Here is a 16170-nt window from a genome sequence, read left to right as displayed (position 1 = left end):
TTACCGGATTTAATCCGCCGTTTGCGTTTTCCGTATGCGTCGCGCGGTTATAATCGCGCCTCCCACATATTCGGTTTTGGTTTATGAAACGCTCGGTCTTATGCCCGCTCCTGCTGTGTGCCGTCGGGCTTTGCTATGTCTTCCTGTTTACCTGCGCCGTGAATTTTGTGATGGCGCATCTTTTCCATTTCAAAATACTCTCCAAGCCGCTGGCCGTGCTGCTGACCGTCGCGCTGGCCACTTCTTTTCTGTTTGCCTCTCCGCTGCTGCCCGTCTGCCGCCGCCTGATTACCCGCTGCGGGCAGAAATACGGCGGCTGCTCCGGCCGTTGAGCGTCTTGCGCACCGTGGCTTGCGAGGCCGTCTGAAAACGGCAGCAAGCCGTTTTCAGACGGCCTCCTGCCGTTTTCCGTGTCGCACAAATGTCAAAATAAATGTCAAAAAACCAGCCGTCCGAATACAAAACCCGCAGCGGTACAAGGCATTATCCGCTTTACACAACTTAAATCCCCGCCGCGCCCCTTGCCGGACACCTCCGCGCCGCTATACTGCCGCCTTTGTTACACCATAAGCCCAAGGACACCGCTATGAAACGCACCGCACTCATCCTGACCCTTGCCGCCGCTTTTTCCGCCGCACACGCGGGCGGTGTCGACGCGCTGAAAAAATTCAATGCCGATGCCGACGGCATTGCCGGCACGTTCAGCCAAACCGTCAAAAGCAAAAAGAAAACGCAGACTTCCGGCGGCACTTTCCAAATCCTCCGCCCCGGCCTTTTCCGTTGGGAATACGGCAAACCCTATAAACAAACCATTGTCGGCGACGGCAAAACCATCTGGCTTTACGATGCCGATTTGAAGCAGGTAACCAAGTCCGACCAGTCCCAAGCCATCGGCGACAGCCCGGCCGCCATCCTTTCCGACAAAAACGCGCTCGACACCAGCTATACGCTCAAAGAAGACGGCACGGCCGGCGGCATCGACTACGTACTCGCCAGCCCGAAGAAAAACAACGGCGGCTACCAGTACATCCGCATCGGTTTCAAAGGCGGCACGCTCGCTGCCATGGAGCTGAAAGACGGCTTCGGCAACCAAACCGTCATCCGCTTCGACAACATCGACACACACCCGAACATCCCCCGCAGCGCGTTTGTCTTTACACCGCCCAAAGATGCGGACGTATTGAGCCAGTAGGGCGATACCGTTTCCGTGCGTCTGCAATAATAAAGAGGCCGTCTGAAAAACTGTTTTCAGACGGCCTTATATATCCTTCCGGCAGAAACGCGTGCGACTTGTGGCGATACACCCCGCGCGGAATAGTTGCAGGGTGTGCGGCACAGCCACGCATACGGTCTTTTCGTGCAGAAATATGATGCCGTCTGAAAAGCATCATCCGCGTGCGTCGCCTTGATGCGACACACCCTACGCGGATGTTTGCAGGGTGTGTGGCGCAGCCGTGCACACGTTCCCCGCCGCCGCACAAAGGACATTTGAAAAGTACGAATCGCGTGTGCGGCAGCACAGAGGCCGTCTGAAAACCGTGCGACAGGTTTTTCAGACGGCCTCTTTTTTGTGCGGCTGCTGCGGCGAAGGCTTAGGGATAGGCAATGCAGGCGTAGGCGGAGTGGTTGTGGATGCTTTCGAAGTTTTCGCTTTCGACGGTAAACGATTCGATACGGGGATCGCCGCGCAGGGCAACGGCGACATCGCGCACCATGTCTTCGACGAATTTCGGGTTTTCGTAGGCGCGTTCGGTAACGTATTTCTCATCGGGGCGTTTGAGCAGGCCGTAGAGCTGGCAGGAGGCCTGTTCTTCGACAATATCGATGATGTCTTCCGGCGGCACGTCTTGGCGGCAGATTAGGGAAACGGTTACGTGCGAGCGTTGGTTGTGTGCACCGTATTGCGAGATTTCTTTCGAGCAGGGGCAGAGGCTGGTAACGGGAACCAGCACTTTGAGGCCGTAGGAATACGCGCCGCCGGCAACCCTGCCGCTGAGGCCGACATCGTAGTCGAGCAGGGAACGGATGCCGGAAACGGGGGCGGATTTGCTGCGGAAGAAGGGGAAGGAAATGCTGATTTCCCCTGCGTCCGCGTCGAGCAGCTCGAGCATCTGCTGGGTAAGGTTCTGCAATTCGCCGTAGTCCAGCGGGCGTTGGCGGCTTTCCATCAGGGCGACGAAGCGCGACATATGCGTGCCTTTCTGATCGGCAGGCAGGCGCACGGTCATGGTGAGGCGGGCGATGGTGGATTGGATGCCGGAGGCGGTAAGGATTTGGACGGGGAAACGGAGGTCTTTGATGCCGACTTGGTTGATCGGCAGATTGCGCAGGTCTTTGCTGCTTTGCACGTCGGCGATGGCGCTCATGCGTGTGTGTTCCTTGATTGTGCGGTGTGCGGAAAAGGCGGCAGTATATAGCTGCGGCGGTTTGGCGGCAATGTATATTGCGAACGGCTATTGTTTGATAGCGGCCGTCTGAAAAGCGGGTGCCGTTTTCAGACGGCCTCCTCCGTTTCACGCCGCAGGATACATTGCGGCAGACCCGCCTTGCCGATACGGTATAATCGCGCCTTTTTCAAAACCAACGATTTAAAGGACACACCCATGCTGCACCCCGAACAGGTCAAAGAACTGATTGCCGCCGTCGTTCCCTGCGAACACCTCGAAGTGGAGGGCGACGGCCACCACTTTTTCGCGGTGATCGTTTCCTCCGCCTTTGAAGGCAAAGCCCGCCTCGCCCGCCACCGCCTAATTAAGGACGGCCTGGCCGACAAGCTGGCTTCCAACGAATTGCACGCGCTTTCCGTTTCCGTGGCCGCCACACCCGCCGAATGGGCGGCGAAAAACGCATAACGCGCCGGTTTTCTTTCCCGTTCTTCCCACGAAAGCCCTGTTATGGACAAACTCAAAATTTCCGCCAACGGCCCGCTGCACGGCGAAATCACCGTATCCGGCGCGAAAAACGCCGCCCTGCCGCTGATGTGTGCCGGCCTGCTCACCGGCGGCACGCTGCGCCTGAAAAACGTACCCATGCTGCGCGATGTGAAAACCACGCAGAAACTGCTGCAAGGCATGGGCGCGCGCGTGCTGACCGACAATATCTCCGAATTTGAAATCAACGGCGGCACCGTCAACAACACCTGCGCCCCCTACGAGCTGGTGAAAACCATGCGTGCCTCCATCCTCGTCCTCGGCCCGACGCTCGCCCGTTTCGGCGAAGCCCAAGTCAGCCTGCCGGGCGGCTGCGCCATCGGCTCGCGCCCCGTAGACCAGCATTTGAAAGGCCTGGAAGCCATGGGGGCGCAGATCGTTATCGAACACGGCTATGTCAAAGCCCGAGGCCGTCTGAAAGGCACACGGGTGGTGATGGACGTGGTAACGGTGGGCGGCACGGAAAACCTCCTCATGGCGGCCACGCTGGCAGAGGGTACGACCGTGCTGGAAAACTGCGCCGTCGAACCCGAAGTGGTGGATTTGGCCGAGTGCTTAGTCAAAATGGGCGCGAAAATCAGCGGTATCGGCACGGCCACAATGACGGTGGAGGGCGTGAAAGAGCTGCACGGCTGCGAACACAGCGTCGTGCCCGACCGCATTGAAGCGGGTACTTTCCTCTGCGCCGTAGCCATGACCGGCGGCAAGGTCGTACTGCGCAACGCCGCCCCGAAAACCATGGAGGCGGTGCTCGACAAACTCGCCGAAGCCGGCGCAAGCATCGAAACCGGCAGCGACTGGATTGCCATCGAAATGAACCGCCGCCCCAAAGCCGTCAGCATCCGCACCAGCGAACATCCGGGTTTCCCCACCGATATGCAGGCGCAGTTTATGGCAATGAACGCCGTGGCCGAAGGCTCGGCAAAAGTGATAGAAACCATCTTTGAAAACCGCTTTATGCACGTTCCCGAACTCAACCGCATGGGCGCGGACATTTCCACCGAAGGCAACACGGCCTTTGTCAGCGGCGTGGCCAAGCTCTCCGGTGCCACCGTGATGGCCACCGACCTGCGCGCCTCCGCCAGCCTGGTGATTGCCGGCCTCGTTGCAGAGGGCGAAACCGTGGTCGAACGCATCTACCATCTGGATCGGGGCTACGAACACATTGAAAGCAAACTCGGCCGCGTCGGCGCGAAAATCGACCGCATCTCCTAACCGCTGCCGACGGTTGCGGTGTACTTGTTTTGCTGGAAACCGTCTGTGTGATATGAGGAAGAAGGAAAGAGGCCGTCTGAAAAGCGCGAACGGCATTTCGGATGTGCCGATTCTGTGTTTTAACTTCGTTGGAGCTGCGCTTTCAGACGGCCTCTGTTTCCGTTTTCCCAACCGCCATGCAAACAGCCGCAACCGCGTGCGTCGCCGGGGCGATACACACTACATAACAGTAGAGGCCGTCTGAAACTCTTTTGTGTTTGCTTTTGTGTTTATAGCGCAATAAAAACCTCCATCCCGCTGTCTGCATCGAAGGTAGGGTGTGTCGCCAAAGCGACGCACGCGTTTCTACCGCAGCAAAAAGGCCGTCTGAAAACCAGAATATGGTTTTCAGACGGCCTTTTGCGTTCAAGCCGGACTAGGCGGTTTTTTTACCCAAACCGAACACGGTTTTGGTGGCCTGCCATGCGAAGCAGCAGCCGCCGGCGATGAAGATGAGGTCGGACAGGGTTCGAATCCAGCGCAGCATTTCCAGCAGCTCTTGTTGCAGGAAGCCTTCGCTGCGGGCATACCACAGGCCGTGGGTAATGCTGGCCGCCGCCTGGATAACGCCTACGGGCAGCAGGCTGGTGGCGATCATGCCGACCAGGCCGCCGTTGAGCATCCAGAAGCCCCAAGTCATCAGGCTGTCGTTGAAGTGGTCGTTCGGTTTCAGATACAGGGCAACCAGCAATACGAAGCCCAGTGCCAGGAAGCCGTATACGCCGAACAGTGCCGAGTGCGCGTGTACCGCAGTGGTGTTCAAGCCCTGGATGTAGAACAGGGAGATCGGCGGGTTGATCAGGAAGCCGAATACGCCCGCGCCAATCATGTTCCAAAAGGCTACGGCAACGAAACACATCAGCGGCCAGCGCAGACGTTTGGCCCACGGTGCGGCGTTTTGGTAAGACCAGTGTTCGTATGCCTCACGGCCCAGCAGGATCAGGGGTACGACTTCCAGCGCGGAGAAACATGCGCCGATGGCCATGGAGGCGGAGGTGGAACCCGAGAAATACAGGTGGTGCAGGGTGCCGGGCACGCCGCCGAGCATGAAGATGGCGGCTGCGGCCAGAGTGGCTGCGGTGGCGGTGTTGCGGCGGATGAAGCCCATGTTGAAGAAAATGAAGGCAAACGATGCGGTGGCGAATACTTCGAAGAAGCCTTCCACCCACAGGTGAACCACCCACCAACGCCAGTATTCCATCACGGCAATCGGGGTATGTTCGCCGTAGAACAGGCCGGGTGCGTAGAACACGCCCACACCGACCATGGAGGCAACGAAGATGGCCAGCAGGTTTTTATCGGTGTTTTTCTCTTTAAAGGCGTTGAATGTGCAGCGCACCATCAGGAAGAGCCACAGCAGCAGGCCGACCATCAGCAGGAGCTGCCAGAAGCGTCCCAAATCCAGGTATTCGTAGCCCTGGTGGCCGAACCAGAAGTTCAGTTGGGCGGGCATATTGTCGCTCAGGGCAAGGAAGTTGCCGCCGTAAGAACCCAATACCACGATAAAGAGGGCGATGTAGAGGAAGTTTACGCCCGCACGTTGGAATTTGGGGTCTTTGCCGCCGTTGATGATGGGGGCGAGGAAAAGGCCGGCGGTCAGAAAGCCCGTTGCAATCCAGAAAATGGCGGATTGGATGTGCCATGTACGCGCCAGGGAGTAGGGCAGCCACGCGGAGAAGTCGATGCCGTAGAAGTGCTGGCCTTCGATGGTGTAGTGCGCGGTCAGGCCGCCGAGCAGAATCTGCGCGATAAACAGGGCAACGGTCAGGAAAACGTATTTGCCCAATGCTTTTTGCGAGGGAGTCAGCTCGATTTTCGCCAGCGGATCTTCGGCGGGCGGCTGCACTTCTTCGTGCTTGGTCAGGAAGGAGTAACCCCACAGCAACAGGCCGATACCGCTCAGCAGCAGAACGATGCTGGTAAACGACCACATATAGTTTTCAGTAGTCGGCACATTATTGATCAGCGGCTCGTGCGGCCAGTTGTTGGTGTAGGTAAATTCTTTGTCCGGACGGTTTGCCGAAGCAGACCACGCGGTCCAGAAGAAGAAGTTGGTCAGCTTTTTACGCGCTTCTTCGCTCGGCAGGGTGTTGTCTTTCATGGCGAAGTTGTCGCGCGTCTGCTTCATCGAAGCGTCGTTGCCGTACAGGGTGATGTAATACGGTGCGACGGATTCGACGGCTTTTTTGCGGGTTTCGCTGATAACGACGTTGCCTTCCGCATTCACACGGCCTTTGTTGCGGTATTCGTCGGCCAGCTCGGTACGCAGAACGGCTTGTTGCGAAGCGTCCAGCTCTTCGTATTTTTTGGCAAAACGCTCTTGCGCGGTAATGTCGAGCCAGGCAATCAGCTCGCGGTGCAGCCAGTCGGCCGTCCAGTCGGGTGCCTGATACGCGCCGTGGCCGAGAACCGAGCCGATTTCCATGCCGCCGGTAGACTGCCATGCGGACTGGCCGGCCAGAATGTCGTCTTTGGTCATGATGACCTGGCCGGAGGCGGTAACGACTTTTTCAGGGTAGGGAGGTGCTTTCTTATAGACCTCCGCGCCCATATAGCCGAGGATGGTAAAACAGACAGCCAGTACTGCGAAAAGCAGGAACCATAGCTTTTTATACTGTCCCATGATTATGCTCCTAGGGTGGTTGTGTTGAAATTGAAATTCAATTAAAATTCATAAAATATGAATGTTAAGAATTGTAGCACGGGCGGATGGGAAAATAAAGCGTCCGAACAATGAAATTGCTTTTTTGCATCATGCGGAAATTTTTGCCGCCATCGGTCCGTTTTCAAAACGAATTTGAATAGTTTTTTATTTTTCCGTAGCTTAAACCATACTGCTTCTATATTGGAATAGGCGCGGCGGGCTGAACGGAGTGTTAATAGCCCATATTTGATTTATATCAAATAAATGTTAAGATGAGTAATCCATAATACTCCCCACGTAAATTGTGAACGTAACCCAGTAAAAGGAAAGTAACTATGAAACGCCAAACCTTAGCTGCACTGATTGCCGCCGCATTCGCCCTTACGGCGTGTAACGACGATAACAAGCAGGCTGCGGTTCAGCCTGCGGGCGGAAGTGCGCCTGCCGCGCAAACCGCTTCTGCCGCACCTGAAGCGCCCCAATCCGCCGAAGCCGATGTGCCTGTGGATCAGCTTCCCGTTATCGATGCGGTAACCACACACGCTCCGCAGGTTCCGCCTCCGGTGGATCGCGACCATGCTGCTTTGGTCAAAGTGAAAATGGAAACCGTTGAAAAAACCATGAAAATGGCCGACGGTGTCGATTACACCTACTGGACATTCAACGGCGACGTTCCGGGTCAGATGATCCGTGTGCGCGAAGGCGATACCGTGGAAGTGGAATTCTCCAACCACCCCTCTTCCACCGTTCCCCATAACGTCGACTTCCACGCTTCTACCGGACAGGGCGGCGGCGCGGCTGCCACGTTTACCGCTCCCGGCCGTACTTCTACTTTCCGCTGGAAAGCCCTGCAATCCGGCCTGTACATCTACCACTGCGCCGTAGCTCCTGTGGGTATGCACATCGGCAACGGTATGTACGGCTTGGTACTGGTCGAACCCAAAGAAGGCCTGCCAAAAGTGGACAAAGAGTTCTACATCGTACAGGGCGACTTCTACACCAAAGGCAAATACGGCGAACCCGGACACCAGCCTTTCGATATGGATAAAGCCATCCGCGAAGATGCCGACTATGTGGTATTCAACGGCCACGTAGGCGCGATTGCGGGCGACAACGCGCTCAAAGCCAAAGTCGGCGAGACCGTGCGCATGTATGTCGGCAACGGCGGCCCGAACCTCGTGTCTTCCTTCCACGTTATCGGCGAAATCTTCGACAAAGTTTATGTTGAAGGCGGCAAGCTGGTTAACGAAAACGTACAAAGCACGCTGATTCCCGCAGGCGGCGCGGCCATCATCGAATTCAAAGTCGATATTCCGGGCAGCTTCACCATTGTCGACCACTCCATCTTCCGTGCGTTCAACAAAGGTGCTTTGGGTCAGTTGGTTGTAGAGGGTGAAGACCATCCCGAAATCATGACCAAAAAACTGAGCGATACTGCCTACCAGCCTGCCGGCGGTGCGGCAGCGGGTGCGGCTTCTGCAGCTTCCGCTCCTGCGGCTTCTGCCTCCGCAGCATCTGCTCCCGCAGCAGCAGCTTCCGGAGCGTCCGCTCCCGAATCCAAAGGCTACTAATCCCGTTTGGGCCGGCATCCTGCCGGCTTGCGGGGAAAGCCGGAAAACCGGGCATCCGTATTCTTGAATCAGGCCGTCTGAAAACTATCCGAGAGGGTATCAGCAACGGAAATTCAGGCGTTACGGATGCCTTTTTTCACACCTGACGCACGCGGCCTCTGCAAATGCGGACGGATGTCCCGGTTTGCCGCAAACAAATCCCGCCGACGGACAAAACACAACAAACAACAACAGCCCGCCGGATTTCAAACAAAGGAACGCGCCATGAAATACACATTGCCCGCCGCAGTACTGCTCGGCCTGCTGCTTGCCGCCTGCAACGGACAGGAACAGGGGCAGACAGAACAAAGCGGAAATTCGTCTGCTGCGTCTGCACCATTGCAGGCATCGGCCGAAAGGCCGTCTGAAAACCATGCAAACGTGCCGGCCTCGGACACGAAAGCTGCCGCGCCGGAAGTGCCCGAACACCTCAAAGCAGGCAAAGCCATATACGACAAACGCTGCAAAGCCTGCCACGGCGAAGACGGCAACGGCTCGAATGCGGCTCTGCCGCCCTTGGGCAAATCCGATTATTTTGCCCAAGACAAAATGCAGCTGGTCGCCTCCATAGCCAAAGGCATACGCGGCAAAATCACCGTAAACGGCAAAGAATACGACGGCATCATGCCCTCCTTCCCGCTGAAAGACGAAGAAATAGCCGCCGTGTCCACTTATGTTTTAAACTCATTCGGCAATGCGGGCGGCGAAGTTACCGCACAGGAAGTGGCGGACTACCGCGCCGGAAAGCAATAAGCAGCCGTATTTGCAGCCTGCGCCGGTTGCGGATACGTTTTCCAAGTACCGTTCCAACCATATGAAAGAGCGTTCCATGAAAAAAAACCTCCTATACGGCCTGTTGGCAATCGTATCCGCTTCATCTTTCGCCGCCGGCATGTCCGAGCTGCCCGGCGGCACCTACCGCCCCCTTTACCTTGCCGCCGATGCCCCGCTGACCAAAGTCGGCCCGTTCAAACTCGACAAAACGCCTGTTACCAACGGCGAGTTTTACGAATTCGTCAAGAAAAACCCGCAATGGCAGCGCGGCAAACCCAGCAGCAAACAGAGCGACCAACACTACCTGTCGCATTGGGAAAAAAGCGCAGCGGGCTTTGCACCGAAAAAAGCCGATCTGAACAAACCCGTCGTGTTCGTTTCATGGTTTGCCGCCAACGCCTACTGCACCGCGCAGGGCAAACGCCTGCCCACCATCAACCAATGGGAATTTGCCGGGCAGGCTTCCGAACTCAAACCCAATGGCGCGAACGAAAAGGCCTACCGCGACACCATCCTCAACTGGTACGCACAAGGCAGCCGCACCGGACTGCGCGACGTAGGCCGCATGAAGCCCAACTATTGGGGCATTTACGATATGCACGGCCTGATTTGGGAGTGGACGGAAGACTTCAACAGCAGCCTGCTCAATTCCGGCGGCGTGGACAGCTCCATGTTTTGCAGCGGCGCGGCTGCGGGCTCGACCGACCCCAGCAACTACGCCGCCTTTCTGCGCTACGGCTTCCGCACCAGCCTGCAATCCAAATTTTCCGTCCACAACCTGGGCTTCCGCTGCGCACAATAAGCAGCGGCAAAGCACGTTTGAAGGCCGTCTGAAAACCCGTTTTAGGGTTTTCAGACGGCCTTTTTGCTGAAATTTGTGGAACGCGTGCGTCGCCTTGGGGCGGCACACCCTACGCAGGATTATCGTAGGGTGTGTAGTGCAGCCACGCACGTGGTTTGTGATTTTCAGACGGCCTCTATTTCCTTTTCAACGGGGGAGGGACGTTTGTTCGGCATTGGATTAGCTTTGCAAGCTGCGGTTTGCATCTTTCCGAAATTAGGGAGCGCGAGCGTCGCCTTGGCGACACACCCTACGCAGGATTATCGTAGGGTGTATGGCGTAAGCCACGCACGCGGTTTGTGATTTTCAGACGGCCTCTATTTCCTTTTCAACGGGGAGGGACGTTTGTTCGGCATTGGATTAGCTTTGCAAGCTGCGGTTTGCATCTTTCCGAAAGTAGGGAGCGCGTGCGTCGCTTTGGCGACACACCCTACGCAGGATTATCGTAGGGTGTGTGGCGTAAGCCACGCACGCGGTTTGAAGATTGACGGCAATTGCCGGCTGTTTCGGCAAATAGATGTGCGGCAGAACCATATTTGTGCAGGTGGAGGAGGCAGGATTTTCAGACGGCCTTTCGCAGGAGCGTGCGTACGTCGTTATGCGGCACATCCTATGCAAACGACGGAAATGAGTGCGCTGCGCGGATGGTTTGTACAGCAGGAAAACGGCGGGATGGCGGTTTGAAAACCGTTTACAATACGTGCTTTTTCAGGCTGTCTGAAATCATGCAGACAAGGAGGGTATCATGGGATTATGCGTTGTATTACAAGCCTATACAGAAGACGATTTAAACCAAATCCTGACAGGCGGATCCGGTTTTGACGCATTGCAGGAGGAGGAAAACCGTGCCGTTGCCGAATGCGATTTGGACAAACTGTGGGACTGCCTGCGCTACGCGCTGACCCGTTCGCCCGAATTTGAAGACACGCCGCTCAACAATGCTGTCTGCGGCACGCACAGCGTACTCGAGTACGTTGATCTCAGCCCCGAAGAGTGCGCCGAATTGGATCCGTCCGAAGTGCCGTCATACAGCACCGTCGGCGATGTTGCCGAAATTTCCGCCGCCCTCAATGCGCTGGATTTTGCCAAACAGCTTGGCGAAATCAGCGCGGCAGAATGGGAAAAAAGCGATGTGTACAGGAGCGATTTGTTCGGAGACGATCCCGAAATCGTTGATTTTCTGATTGAATTGTTTGACGAATTGCGCGCCTTTTATCAAACCGCCGCAGAACAGAAATGCGGCGTGTTGTCTACGCTTTGTTAAACCGGTTTTCAGACGGCCTTTGGGGGCGGATAGGCCGTCTGAATCTTATTTCTGCACAAACGTTTGTCCGACAAGGTGTTCCAACATTCCGTCCTGCTGCCCCGCCGTATGGCCGGCAAACACCAAGTGTCTGTCTTGCTGCTCGGCGGTAATTTGGTGGTACAGGCTGCCGATACGCCATTGCGTGTCCGTCCGTTCCCAATGCCATGTGCGGCTGCGGTTTTCGCGGGCTTGCCGGTAGGAGAGCACCGCGTCGCCGTTGCGGTAAAAAGACAGGCGGTAATATCCGCCGCCGTCATTGCGCTCAAACTGCGCCACGCGGCGGAAAGCCGAGTGCTGCCATGCGTGGTTCAGATGTACCCAAATCATGAGCGGCAGCAGCCATACGCCGATGTCCAGCAATGCTGCGGCATACCAATAGTTTGAAATGTCGTGTTGCCGCTGAATATCGCGTATGCCCGCACACCATAAAAGTGCGCCGAAAAAAGGGGCGAACGAACGGTTCTTGCCGCGCCACACCGCCGGCAGGATAGAAAAATTGGCGAGCATAAACAGCACGCCTGTCAGGCACATGAGGGCAGGGATAAGGTGGGACGGCATGGGGATTTCCTTGTCGGGCGGTTTTCAGACGGCCTATTCCGCATCCATATAAGGATACAGCCCTTCGCGCGCATCTTGATGCACCATAATCTCTTTTTCGTATTGTTTGATGCCTGTGCCGTGATACAGGCATTTTTGCTGTTTGTCGGGAAACAGGCCGCTGCCCAAGTAGCCAAAGTGCAGCGTGCGTTTTTGTGCGGCGGCGTTTTTCAGGGCTTGGGCGGCGGCTTCGGTTTCGCGGAGTGTGGGGTGGCTGCTTGCGGCGGGAAACGGCAGGATGGTGTCGCGCAGGGTGTGTTTGCGCGGCGTGATGACAACGCGGTAGCTGCGGCAGTGGTCGTTGTAGAGCAGGCGTTCGCCTTGTTGGGTTACGGTGAATTGGTAATGCCCGTTGCTGCCTGAAAAGCGGCTGATTTGCGCGGGTGTGTGGTCGCCGCCTGCGTGGGCGGCTAGGGAGCAGGTGAGCAAAAACAGCAATGCGGATTGGCGGCGCATGGTTTTCTCCGTTTTCAGGCTGCCTTTGGGCTTGCCAAGATTTAGGCAGGTTTCAGGCTGCCTCGGATGCCGTCTGAAAAGGCAGCCTGAAAGTGGGTTTGCCTATTGCGGACGGGCGGGGGCGGTTTGCGGACGGCTGCTGCCTGTGCCTGTCATGATTGTGCCTTTGAAGTCCAGCGGCACGACGACTACGTTGCCTTTTTCGCCCATTTTAATCAGGGCTTCCAGCGTTTTTTCCGCCAGAATTTTGTCGTCCAGCGATTGCGAGCGCACGCGGTTTTCTTCGGCTTCGGTTTTGGCGATTTCCAGCTTGTTGATGGCGACTTGTTTGCGGTTTTCCGAATCGGCAATCATGCGGATGGATTCTTGGATTTTTTCGTCCGGCAGCAGGTTGGAGATGGTTACGCGGCTGACGGTGAAGGTGTCGGGGTCGTTGGCATCCAAATCTTTTTGCAGGTTGGTGCGGATGATGTTTTCCAGTTCGTTGCGCTTGGCGTTGATGGCGAGGGCTTCAAAACGGGAAACGGCATCGGCGGATACGGATTTTGCCTGTTTTTCCACTAGCATATAGGCGGGGATGTAGATGCCGCTGCTTTGCTCGTAGCCGTTCATGTTGGAATATTTGGCGGCAATCATCGGGGTTTTCATGGGGTTCACGGAGTATTGGATTTCAAAATCCAAGTCGCGCAGGGAGATGTTTTCTTTGGTGGTGGGGCGCAGGTCTTGGAGCTGCACGGGGATTTCTTTGACGGTGTATTTGTCGATGCGGCTGGTGAAGGTGGTGTGCCAGCCGACGGCGGCAGGCTCGTCAGCGATTTTGCCGTTGAAGGTGCGGACTACGCCGATTTGCCCTGTGTCGATGCGGGTAAAGGGGCGGAACAATGCCAACAGTATCAGGGCTGCCAGCACGATGCTGCCGAACCAGAGGGCTTTGCGCGGTTTGATGGTGGGGGTGGGGGTTTTCGGGGCGGGGGTTTTCATGGAAACGCTTTCGGAATGGTTGGCGGACGGTGGGATTGTAAACGAAGCGGCAGCCCGAATGCCGTTTTCAGCCCGCCTTAATGGCATCAGGCCGTCTGAAAAGCGCAAACCCGCCCAAACGGCGGGTTTGCCAATGCGGCTGTCCGGCTGTGTTGCGATGAGGTTCGGACAAGGCGGAAAGAGGCCGTCTGAAAACGGTGCAAACGGTTTTCAGACGGCTTCTGCCGGCATTACGGGCTGCTTATCGGCGTGCCAAAGGGGCGGTACGTTCCAAAAGCCATGCTTTTGCATCTCCTTCTACCCACGGTTCGAGGCGGCGGCGCACTTCGGCGTGGTAGTCGTTGAGCCAGCGGATTTCGTTGTCGTCCATCATCTCGGGCAGTATCAGGCGTGTGTCTATCGGGCAGAGTGTCAGCGTTTCAAAATACAGAAATTCGCCGAATTCGCTTTCTTCGGGCTGCGCCACAGGCATATTCACGGCAAGGTTTTCAATGCGGATGCCCCATCTGCCCGGACGGTAGAGGCCGGGTTCGATGGAGGTAATCATGCCTTTTTTCATGGCGTGGTTTTTGTTGGGTACGGCGGCGCAGGCGATAACCTGCGGGCCTTCGTGCACATTGAGGAAATAGCCCACGCCGTGTCCCGTGCCGTGGCCGTAGTTGCGTTGCGCCTGCCACAGGGGTTTGCGGCAGATTGCGTCAATCAGCGGCGAGGCGATATTTTCGGGGAAGACGGTTTCGTCAAGCGCGATGTGTGCTTTCAGCACCAGCGTGTAGTCGCGTTTCTGCATTTCAGACGGCCTGCCGACAGGCACCACGCGGGTAATGTCGGTGGTGCCGCCCCAGTATTGGCCGCCCGAGTCGATGAGCAGCATGCCGTCGCCTTCGATGACGCTGCAATTTTCTTCTGCCGCGCTGTAATGCGCCATGGCCGCATTGGCGTTAAAGCCCGCAATCGTGGCGAAACTCGACGACACAAAGCCCTCGTAGCGGCTGCGGTATTTGAGCAGCATGGCATCGATGTCAAACTCGGTTACGCGCACGCCTTGCGCCAGTTTTTGTTCAAACTCGGCGAAAAAGCCGCACAAAGCCGCGCCGTCCTGCTCCATTACTTTGCGGATACGGGCGATGTCTTCGTCGGATTTGACAGATTTGAACAAAGTGCTCGGATTGGTGTCTTCAATTACGCGGACGGATGCGGGCAGGCGGCGCAGGGTGCTGACGGCGGTTTTGTTCGGATCGGCCAGCAGGCTGCCTTCCACTCCGGCCAAAGCGGCTCCGGCTTCGGCATAGGCTTTTGCCGCGATACCGGCCGCTGCCAAAGCGGCTTCGGCTTCGGCGTTGAAACGGCTGCGGTCGGCAAACAAAACGGCCTCGTTCGCGCCAATCAGCAGAAACGACAAAAATACGGGGTTAAACGGCACATCGCTGCCGCGCAGATTGGTAATCCACGCGATGTCGTCGAGCGAGGAAACCAAATGGTATTGCGCACCGTGCGCCTTCATCGCCGCGCGTACCCGTTTGAGCTTTTCGGACGCGGTTTCCGAAACAAAATCGGGATGGTGGGCATAAATCGTTTCGGAGGGCAGGGCGGGGCGGTCTGCCCACACTTCGTCCAGCAGCGTTTCAGGGTGTTCGACGCGGATGTTTTTCGCTGCCAGCGTCTGCTGCAAATCGCGTTTGCCGGCCAGCGACAGCATATCGGCAGGTACGCCCACGGCCGCACCTTCTTTCAGGTTTTCCGCCAGCCATTCGGTGTAAGGCGCGACCTCGCCGGTTTTCTGTAAAACGATGCCGCTGCCCGCAAGCTGCTGTCCGGCCTGCTCCCAATAGCGGCTGTCCACCCACAGGCCGGCTTTTTCCGGCGTAACCACCAGCGTGCCTACCGAGCCGGTAAAGCCCGAAAAGCGGCTGCGCGCCTGCCAGTGTCCGGGCAGGTATTCGGAAAGGTGCGGATCGGCAGACGGAATCACGAAAGCATCCAAGCCGTGCTGCTGCATGGCCTGGCGTAATGCGCCGAGATATTGGCGGGCTGTAGTCATATGTTTTGCTCCTATTTGGTAATTGCAAACCGGGTTTTCGTCAGGATTTTGCAGTTTAAGGGTTTACAGGCCGTCTGAAAACCGCTTTGTTCGTTTTGCCCGCCGGCTCCTGCGGCGGCAAAACAGGGCAGACGGCATTTTGTGGCGGCGGTATTTTGCTAAAATCCGCCTTTTTTCAGACGGCCCGATTCTCAGTTTATGAACAATACACCCAACTACATTACGCCCGCAGGCTGGAAAAGCCTGAAAGACGAGCTGTTCCGCCTGGTCAATAAGGAACGCCCCGACATCGTGCAGGTGGTGAACTGGGCGGCATCCAACGGCGACCGCAGCGAAAACGGCGATTATCTCTACGGCAAACGGCGTATGCGGGAGATAGACCGCCGCATCCGTTTTCTGACCAAACGCCTCGAAGCCGCGCAAGTCATCGACCCGGAAACGCGCGAAGCCACCGACCAGGTGTTTTTCGGCGCGACGGTAACGCTGTTGCGCGGCAGCGGCAGCGAACAGGTGGTAAAAATCGTCGGCACCGACGAGTCGGATGCGGCGCAAAACAAAATTTCGTGGGTTTCGCCGCTGGCGCGCTGCCTGATTAAAGCGCGGGAGGGAGATGCGGTGGTGCTGCACACGCCGGAAGGACGCGAACACATCGAAATACTCGAAGTGGCCTATGTCCGCATCGGATAGGCCCTGATTCTTGCCTGGTTCTGCCTGCGCATCGGAGGCCGTCTGAAAA

15 protein-coding genes are annotated in these 16170 nt (G+C 56.9%); 9 read left to right on the top strand and 6 right to left on the bottom strand.

The features are described 5' to 3' along the window. Window positions 1–83 precede the first annotated feature (83 nt). Both DYE40_RS02850 and lolA read left to right on the top strand, forming a co-directional pair. Window positions 84–332 (top strand): hypothetical protein, encoded by a 249-nt coding sequence (locus DYE40_RS02850; protein ID WP_115307641.1) that lies wholly within the window; start codon window positions 84–86, stop codon window positions 330–332. A gap of 254 nt (window positions 333–586) precedes the next feature. Continuing rightward, window positions 587–1192, top strand: a complete 606-nt coding sequence (gene lolA / locus DYE40_RS02845) for an outer membrane lipoprotein periplasmic chaperone LolA (RefSeq protein ID WP_115307640.1) — start codon at window positions 587–589, stop codon at window positions 1190–1192. 400 nt (window positions 1193–1592) lie between these two features. Here lolA and folE2 read toward each other — a convergent pair whose 3' ends face one another. Then, the gene (gene folE2 / locus DYE40_RS02840) at window positions 1593–2366 is read right to left on the bottom strand and encodes a GTP cyclohydrolase FolE2 (RefSeq protein WP_115307639.1); all 774 of its coding nucleotides are present in this window, start codon (window positions 2364–2366) and stop codon (window positions 1593–1595) included. A 237-nt stretch (window positions 2367–2603) separates the two neighbouring features. Here folE2 and DYE40_RS02835 point away from each other — a divergent pair, with 237 nt between their 5' ends. Together DYE40_RS02835 and murA are read left to right on the top strand one after the other, a co-directional pair. Then, window positions 2604–2852 (top strand): BolA family protein, encoded by a 249-nt coding sequence (locus tag DYE40_RS02835; RefSeq protein WP_115307638.1) that lies wholly within the window; start codon window positions 2604–2606, stop codon window positions 2850–2852. A gap of 42 nt (window positions 2853–2894) precedes the next feature. Then, window positions 2895–4145, top strand: a complete 1251-nt coding sequence (murA, locus tag DYE40_RS02830; RefSeq protein WP_115307637.1) for a UDP-N-acetylglucosamine 1-carboxyvinyltransferase — start codon at window positions 2895–2897, stop codon at window positions 4143–4145. Between the two features lie 415 nt (window positions 4146–4560). On the opposite strand, the gene DYE40_RS02825 is transcribed toward murA, so the two are convergent. Then, window positions 4561–6807: a nitric-oxide reductase large subunit gene (locus DYE40_RS02825; RefSeq protein WP_115307636.1), complete on the bottom strand. Its 2247-nt coding sequence runs from the start codon at window positions 6805–6807 to the stop codon at window positions 4561–4563. A 356-nt stretch (window positions 6808–7163) separates the two neighbouring features. On the opposite strand from DYE40_RS02825, the gene nirK reads away from it, so the two are divergent. From nirK to DYE40_RS02805, 4 genes are all read left to right on the top strand, one after another. Beyond that, the gene (gene nirK / locus DYE40_RS02820; protein WP_115307635.1) at window positions 7164–8399 is read left to right on the top strand and encodes a copper-containing nitrite reductase; all 1236 of its coding nucleotides are present in this window, start codon (window positions 7164–7166) and stop codon (window positions 8397–8399) included. Between the two features lie 264 nt (window positions 8400–8663). Beyond that, window positions 8664–9191, top strand: a complete 528-nt coding sequence (locus DYE40_RS02815; protein WP_115308258.1) for a c-type cytochrome — start codon at window positions 8664–8666, stop codon at window positions 9189–9191. A gap of 76 nt (window positions 9192–9267) precedes the next feature. Then, window positions 9268–10014, top strand: coding sequence for a formylglycine-generating enzyme family protein (locus tag DYE40_RS02810; RefSeq protein WP_115308257.1), 747 nt, complete (start codon window positions 9268–9270; stop codon window positions 10012–10014). A gap of 784 nt (window positions 10015–10798) precedes the next feature. Further along, window positions 10799–11317, top strand: coding sequence for a YfbM family protein (locus DYE40_RS02805; protein WP_115307634.1), 519 nt, complete (start codon window positions 10799–10801; stop codon window positions 11315–11317). A 45-nt stretch (window positions 11318–11362) separates the two neighbouring features. On the opposite strand, the gene DYE40_RS02800 is transcribed toward DYE40_RS02805, so the two are convergent. The 4 genes from DYE40_RS02800 to DYE40_RS02785 form a co-directional block, all read right to left on the bottom strand. Further along, entirely contained in the window at window positions 11363–11917 is a 555-nt protein-coding gene (locus DYE40_RS02800; RefSeq protein ID WP_115307633.1) for a hypothetical protein, read from the bottom strand. Between the two features lie 33 nt (window positions 11918–11950). Then, complete coding sequence (locus DYE40_RS02795; protein WP_115307632.1) at window positions 11951–12412, bottom strand: hypothetical protein; 462 nt, start codon at window positions 12410–12412, stop codon at window positions 11951–11953. Window positions 12413–12514: 102 nt separating this feature from the next. Further along, window positions 12515–13393, bottom strand: a complete 879-nt coding sequence (locus tag DYE40_RS02790; RefSeq protein ID WP_244732396.1) for an SPFH domain-containing protein — start codon at window positions 13391–13393, stop codon at window positions 12515–12517. A gap of 241 nt (window positions 13394–13634) precedes the next feature. Further along, entirely contained in the window at window positions 13635–15434 is a 1800-nt protein-coding gene (locus tag DYE40_RS02785) for an aminopeptidase P family protein (protein WP_115307630.1), read from the bottom strand. 198 nt (window positions 15435–15632) lie between these two features. On the opposite strand from DYE40_RS02785, the gene greB reads away from it, so the two are divergent. Then, window positions 15633–16121 carry a transcription elongation factor GreB gene (greB, locus tag DYE40_RS02780; protein WP_115307629.1) on the top strand — a complete coding sequence of 163 codons (489 nt, stop codon included), beginning with the start codon at window positions 15633–15635 and terminating at the stop codon, window positions 16119–16121. The last annotated feature ends 49 nt before the right edge of the window (window positions 16122–16170 follow it).

Source organism: Kingella potus (assembly GCF_900451175.1).
GTDB classification, from domain to species: Bacteria; Pseudomonadota; Gammaproteobacteria; order Burkholderiales; family Neisseriaceae; genus Neisseria; species Neisseria potus.
Note: the sequence above shows the minus strand (reverse complement) of the source record. Positions and strands in the feature narration are given on the sequence as shown.

What these genes read in the sequence shown, in the direction of transcription:
- DYE40_RS02850 (WP_115307641.1), top strand. Translation starts at nt 84, where the DNA reads ATGAAACGCTCGGTCTTATGCCCGCTCCTGCTGTGTGCCGTCGGGCTT.
- lolA (WP_115307640.1), top strand. Translation starts at nt 587, where the DNA reads ATGAAACGCACCGCACTCATCCTGACCCTTGCCGCCGCTTTTTCCGCC.
- folE2 (WP_115307639.1), bottom strand. Translation starts at nt 2,366, where the DNA reads ATGAGCGCCATCGCCGACGTGCAAAGCAGCAAAGACCTGCGCAATCTG.
- DYE40_RS02835 (WP_115307638.1), top strand. Translation starts at nt 2,604, where the DNA reads ATGCTGCACCCCGAACAGGTCAAAGAACTGATTGCCGCCGTCGTTCCC.
- murA (WP_115307637.1), top strand. Translation starts at nt 2,895, where the DNA reads ATGGACAAACTCAAAATTTCCGCCAACGGCCCGCTGCACGGCGAAATC.
- DYE40_RS02825 (WP_115307636.1), bottom strand. Translation starts at nt 6,807, where the DNA reads ATGGGACAGTATAAAAAGCTATGGTTCCTGCTTTTCGCAGTACTGGCT.
- nirK (WP_115307635.1), top strand. Translation starts at nt 7,164, where the DNA reads ATGAAACGCCAAACCTTAGCTGCACTGATTGCCGCCGCATTCGCCCTT.
- DYE40_RS02815 (WP_115308258.1), top strand. Translation starts at nt 8,664, where the DNA reads ATGAAATACACATTGCCCGCCGCAGTACTGCTCGGCCTGCTGCTTGCC.
- DYE40_RS02810 (WP_115308257.1), top strand. Translation starts at nt 9,268, where the DNA reads ATGAAAAAAAACCTCCTATACGGCCTGTTGGCAATCGTATCCGCTTCA.
- DYE40_RS02805 (WP_115307634.1), top strand. Translation starts at nt 10,799, where the DNA reads ATGGGATTATGCGTTGTATTACAAGCCTATACAGAAGACGATTTAAAC.
- DYE40_RS02800 (WP_115307633.1), bottom strand. Translation starts at nt 11,917, where the DNA reads ATGCCGTCCCACCTTATCCCTGCCCTCATGTGCCTGACAGGCGTGCTG.
- DYE40_RS02795 (WP_115307632.1), bottom strand. Translation starts at nt 12,412, where the DNA reads ATGCGCCGCCAATCCGCATTGCTGTTTTTGCTCACCTGCTCCCTAGCC.
- DYE40_RS02790 (WP_244732396.1), bottom strand. Translation starts at nt 13,393, where the DNA reads ATGAAAACCCCCGCCCCGAAAACCCCCACCCCCACCATCAAACCGCGC.
- DYE40_RS02785 (WP_115307630.1), bottom strand. Translation starts at nt 15,434, where the DNA reads ATGACTACAGCCCGCCAATATCTCGGCGCATTACGCCAGGCCATGCAG.
- greB (WP_115307629.1), top strand. Translation starts at nt 15,633, where the DNA reads ATGAACAATACACCCAACTACATTACGCCCGCAGGCTGGAAAAGCCTG.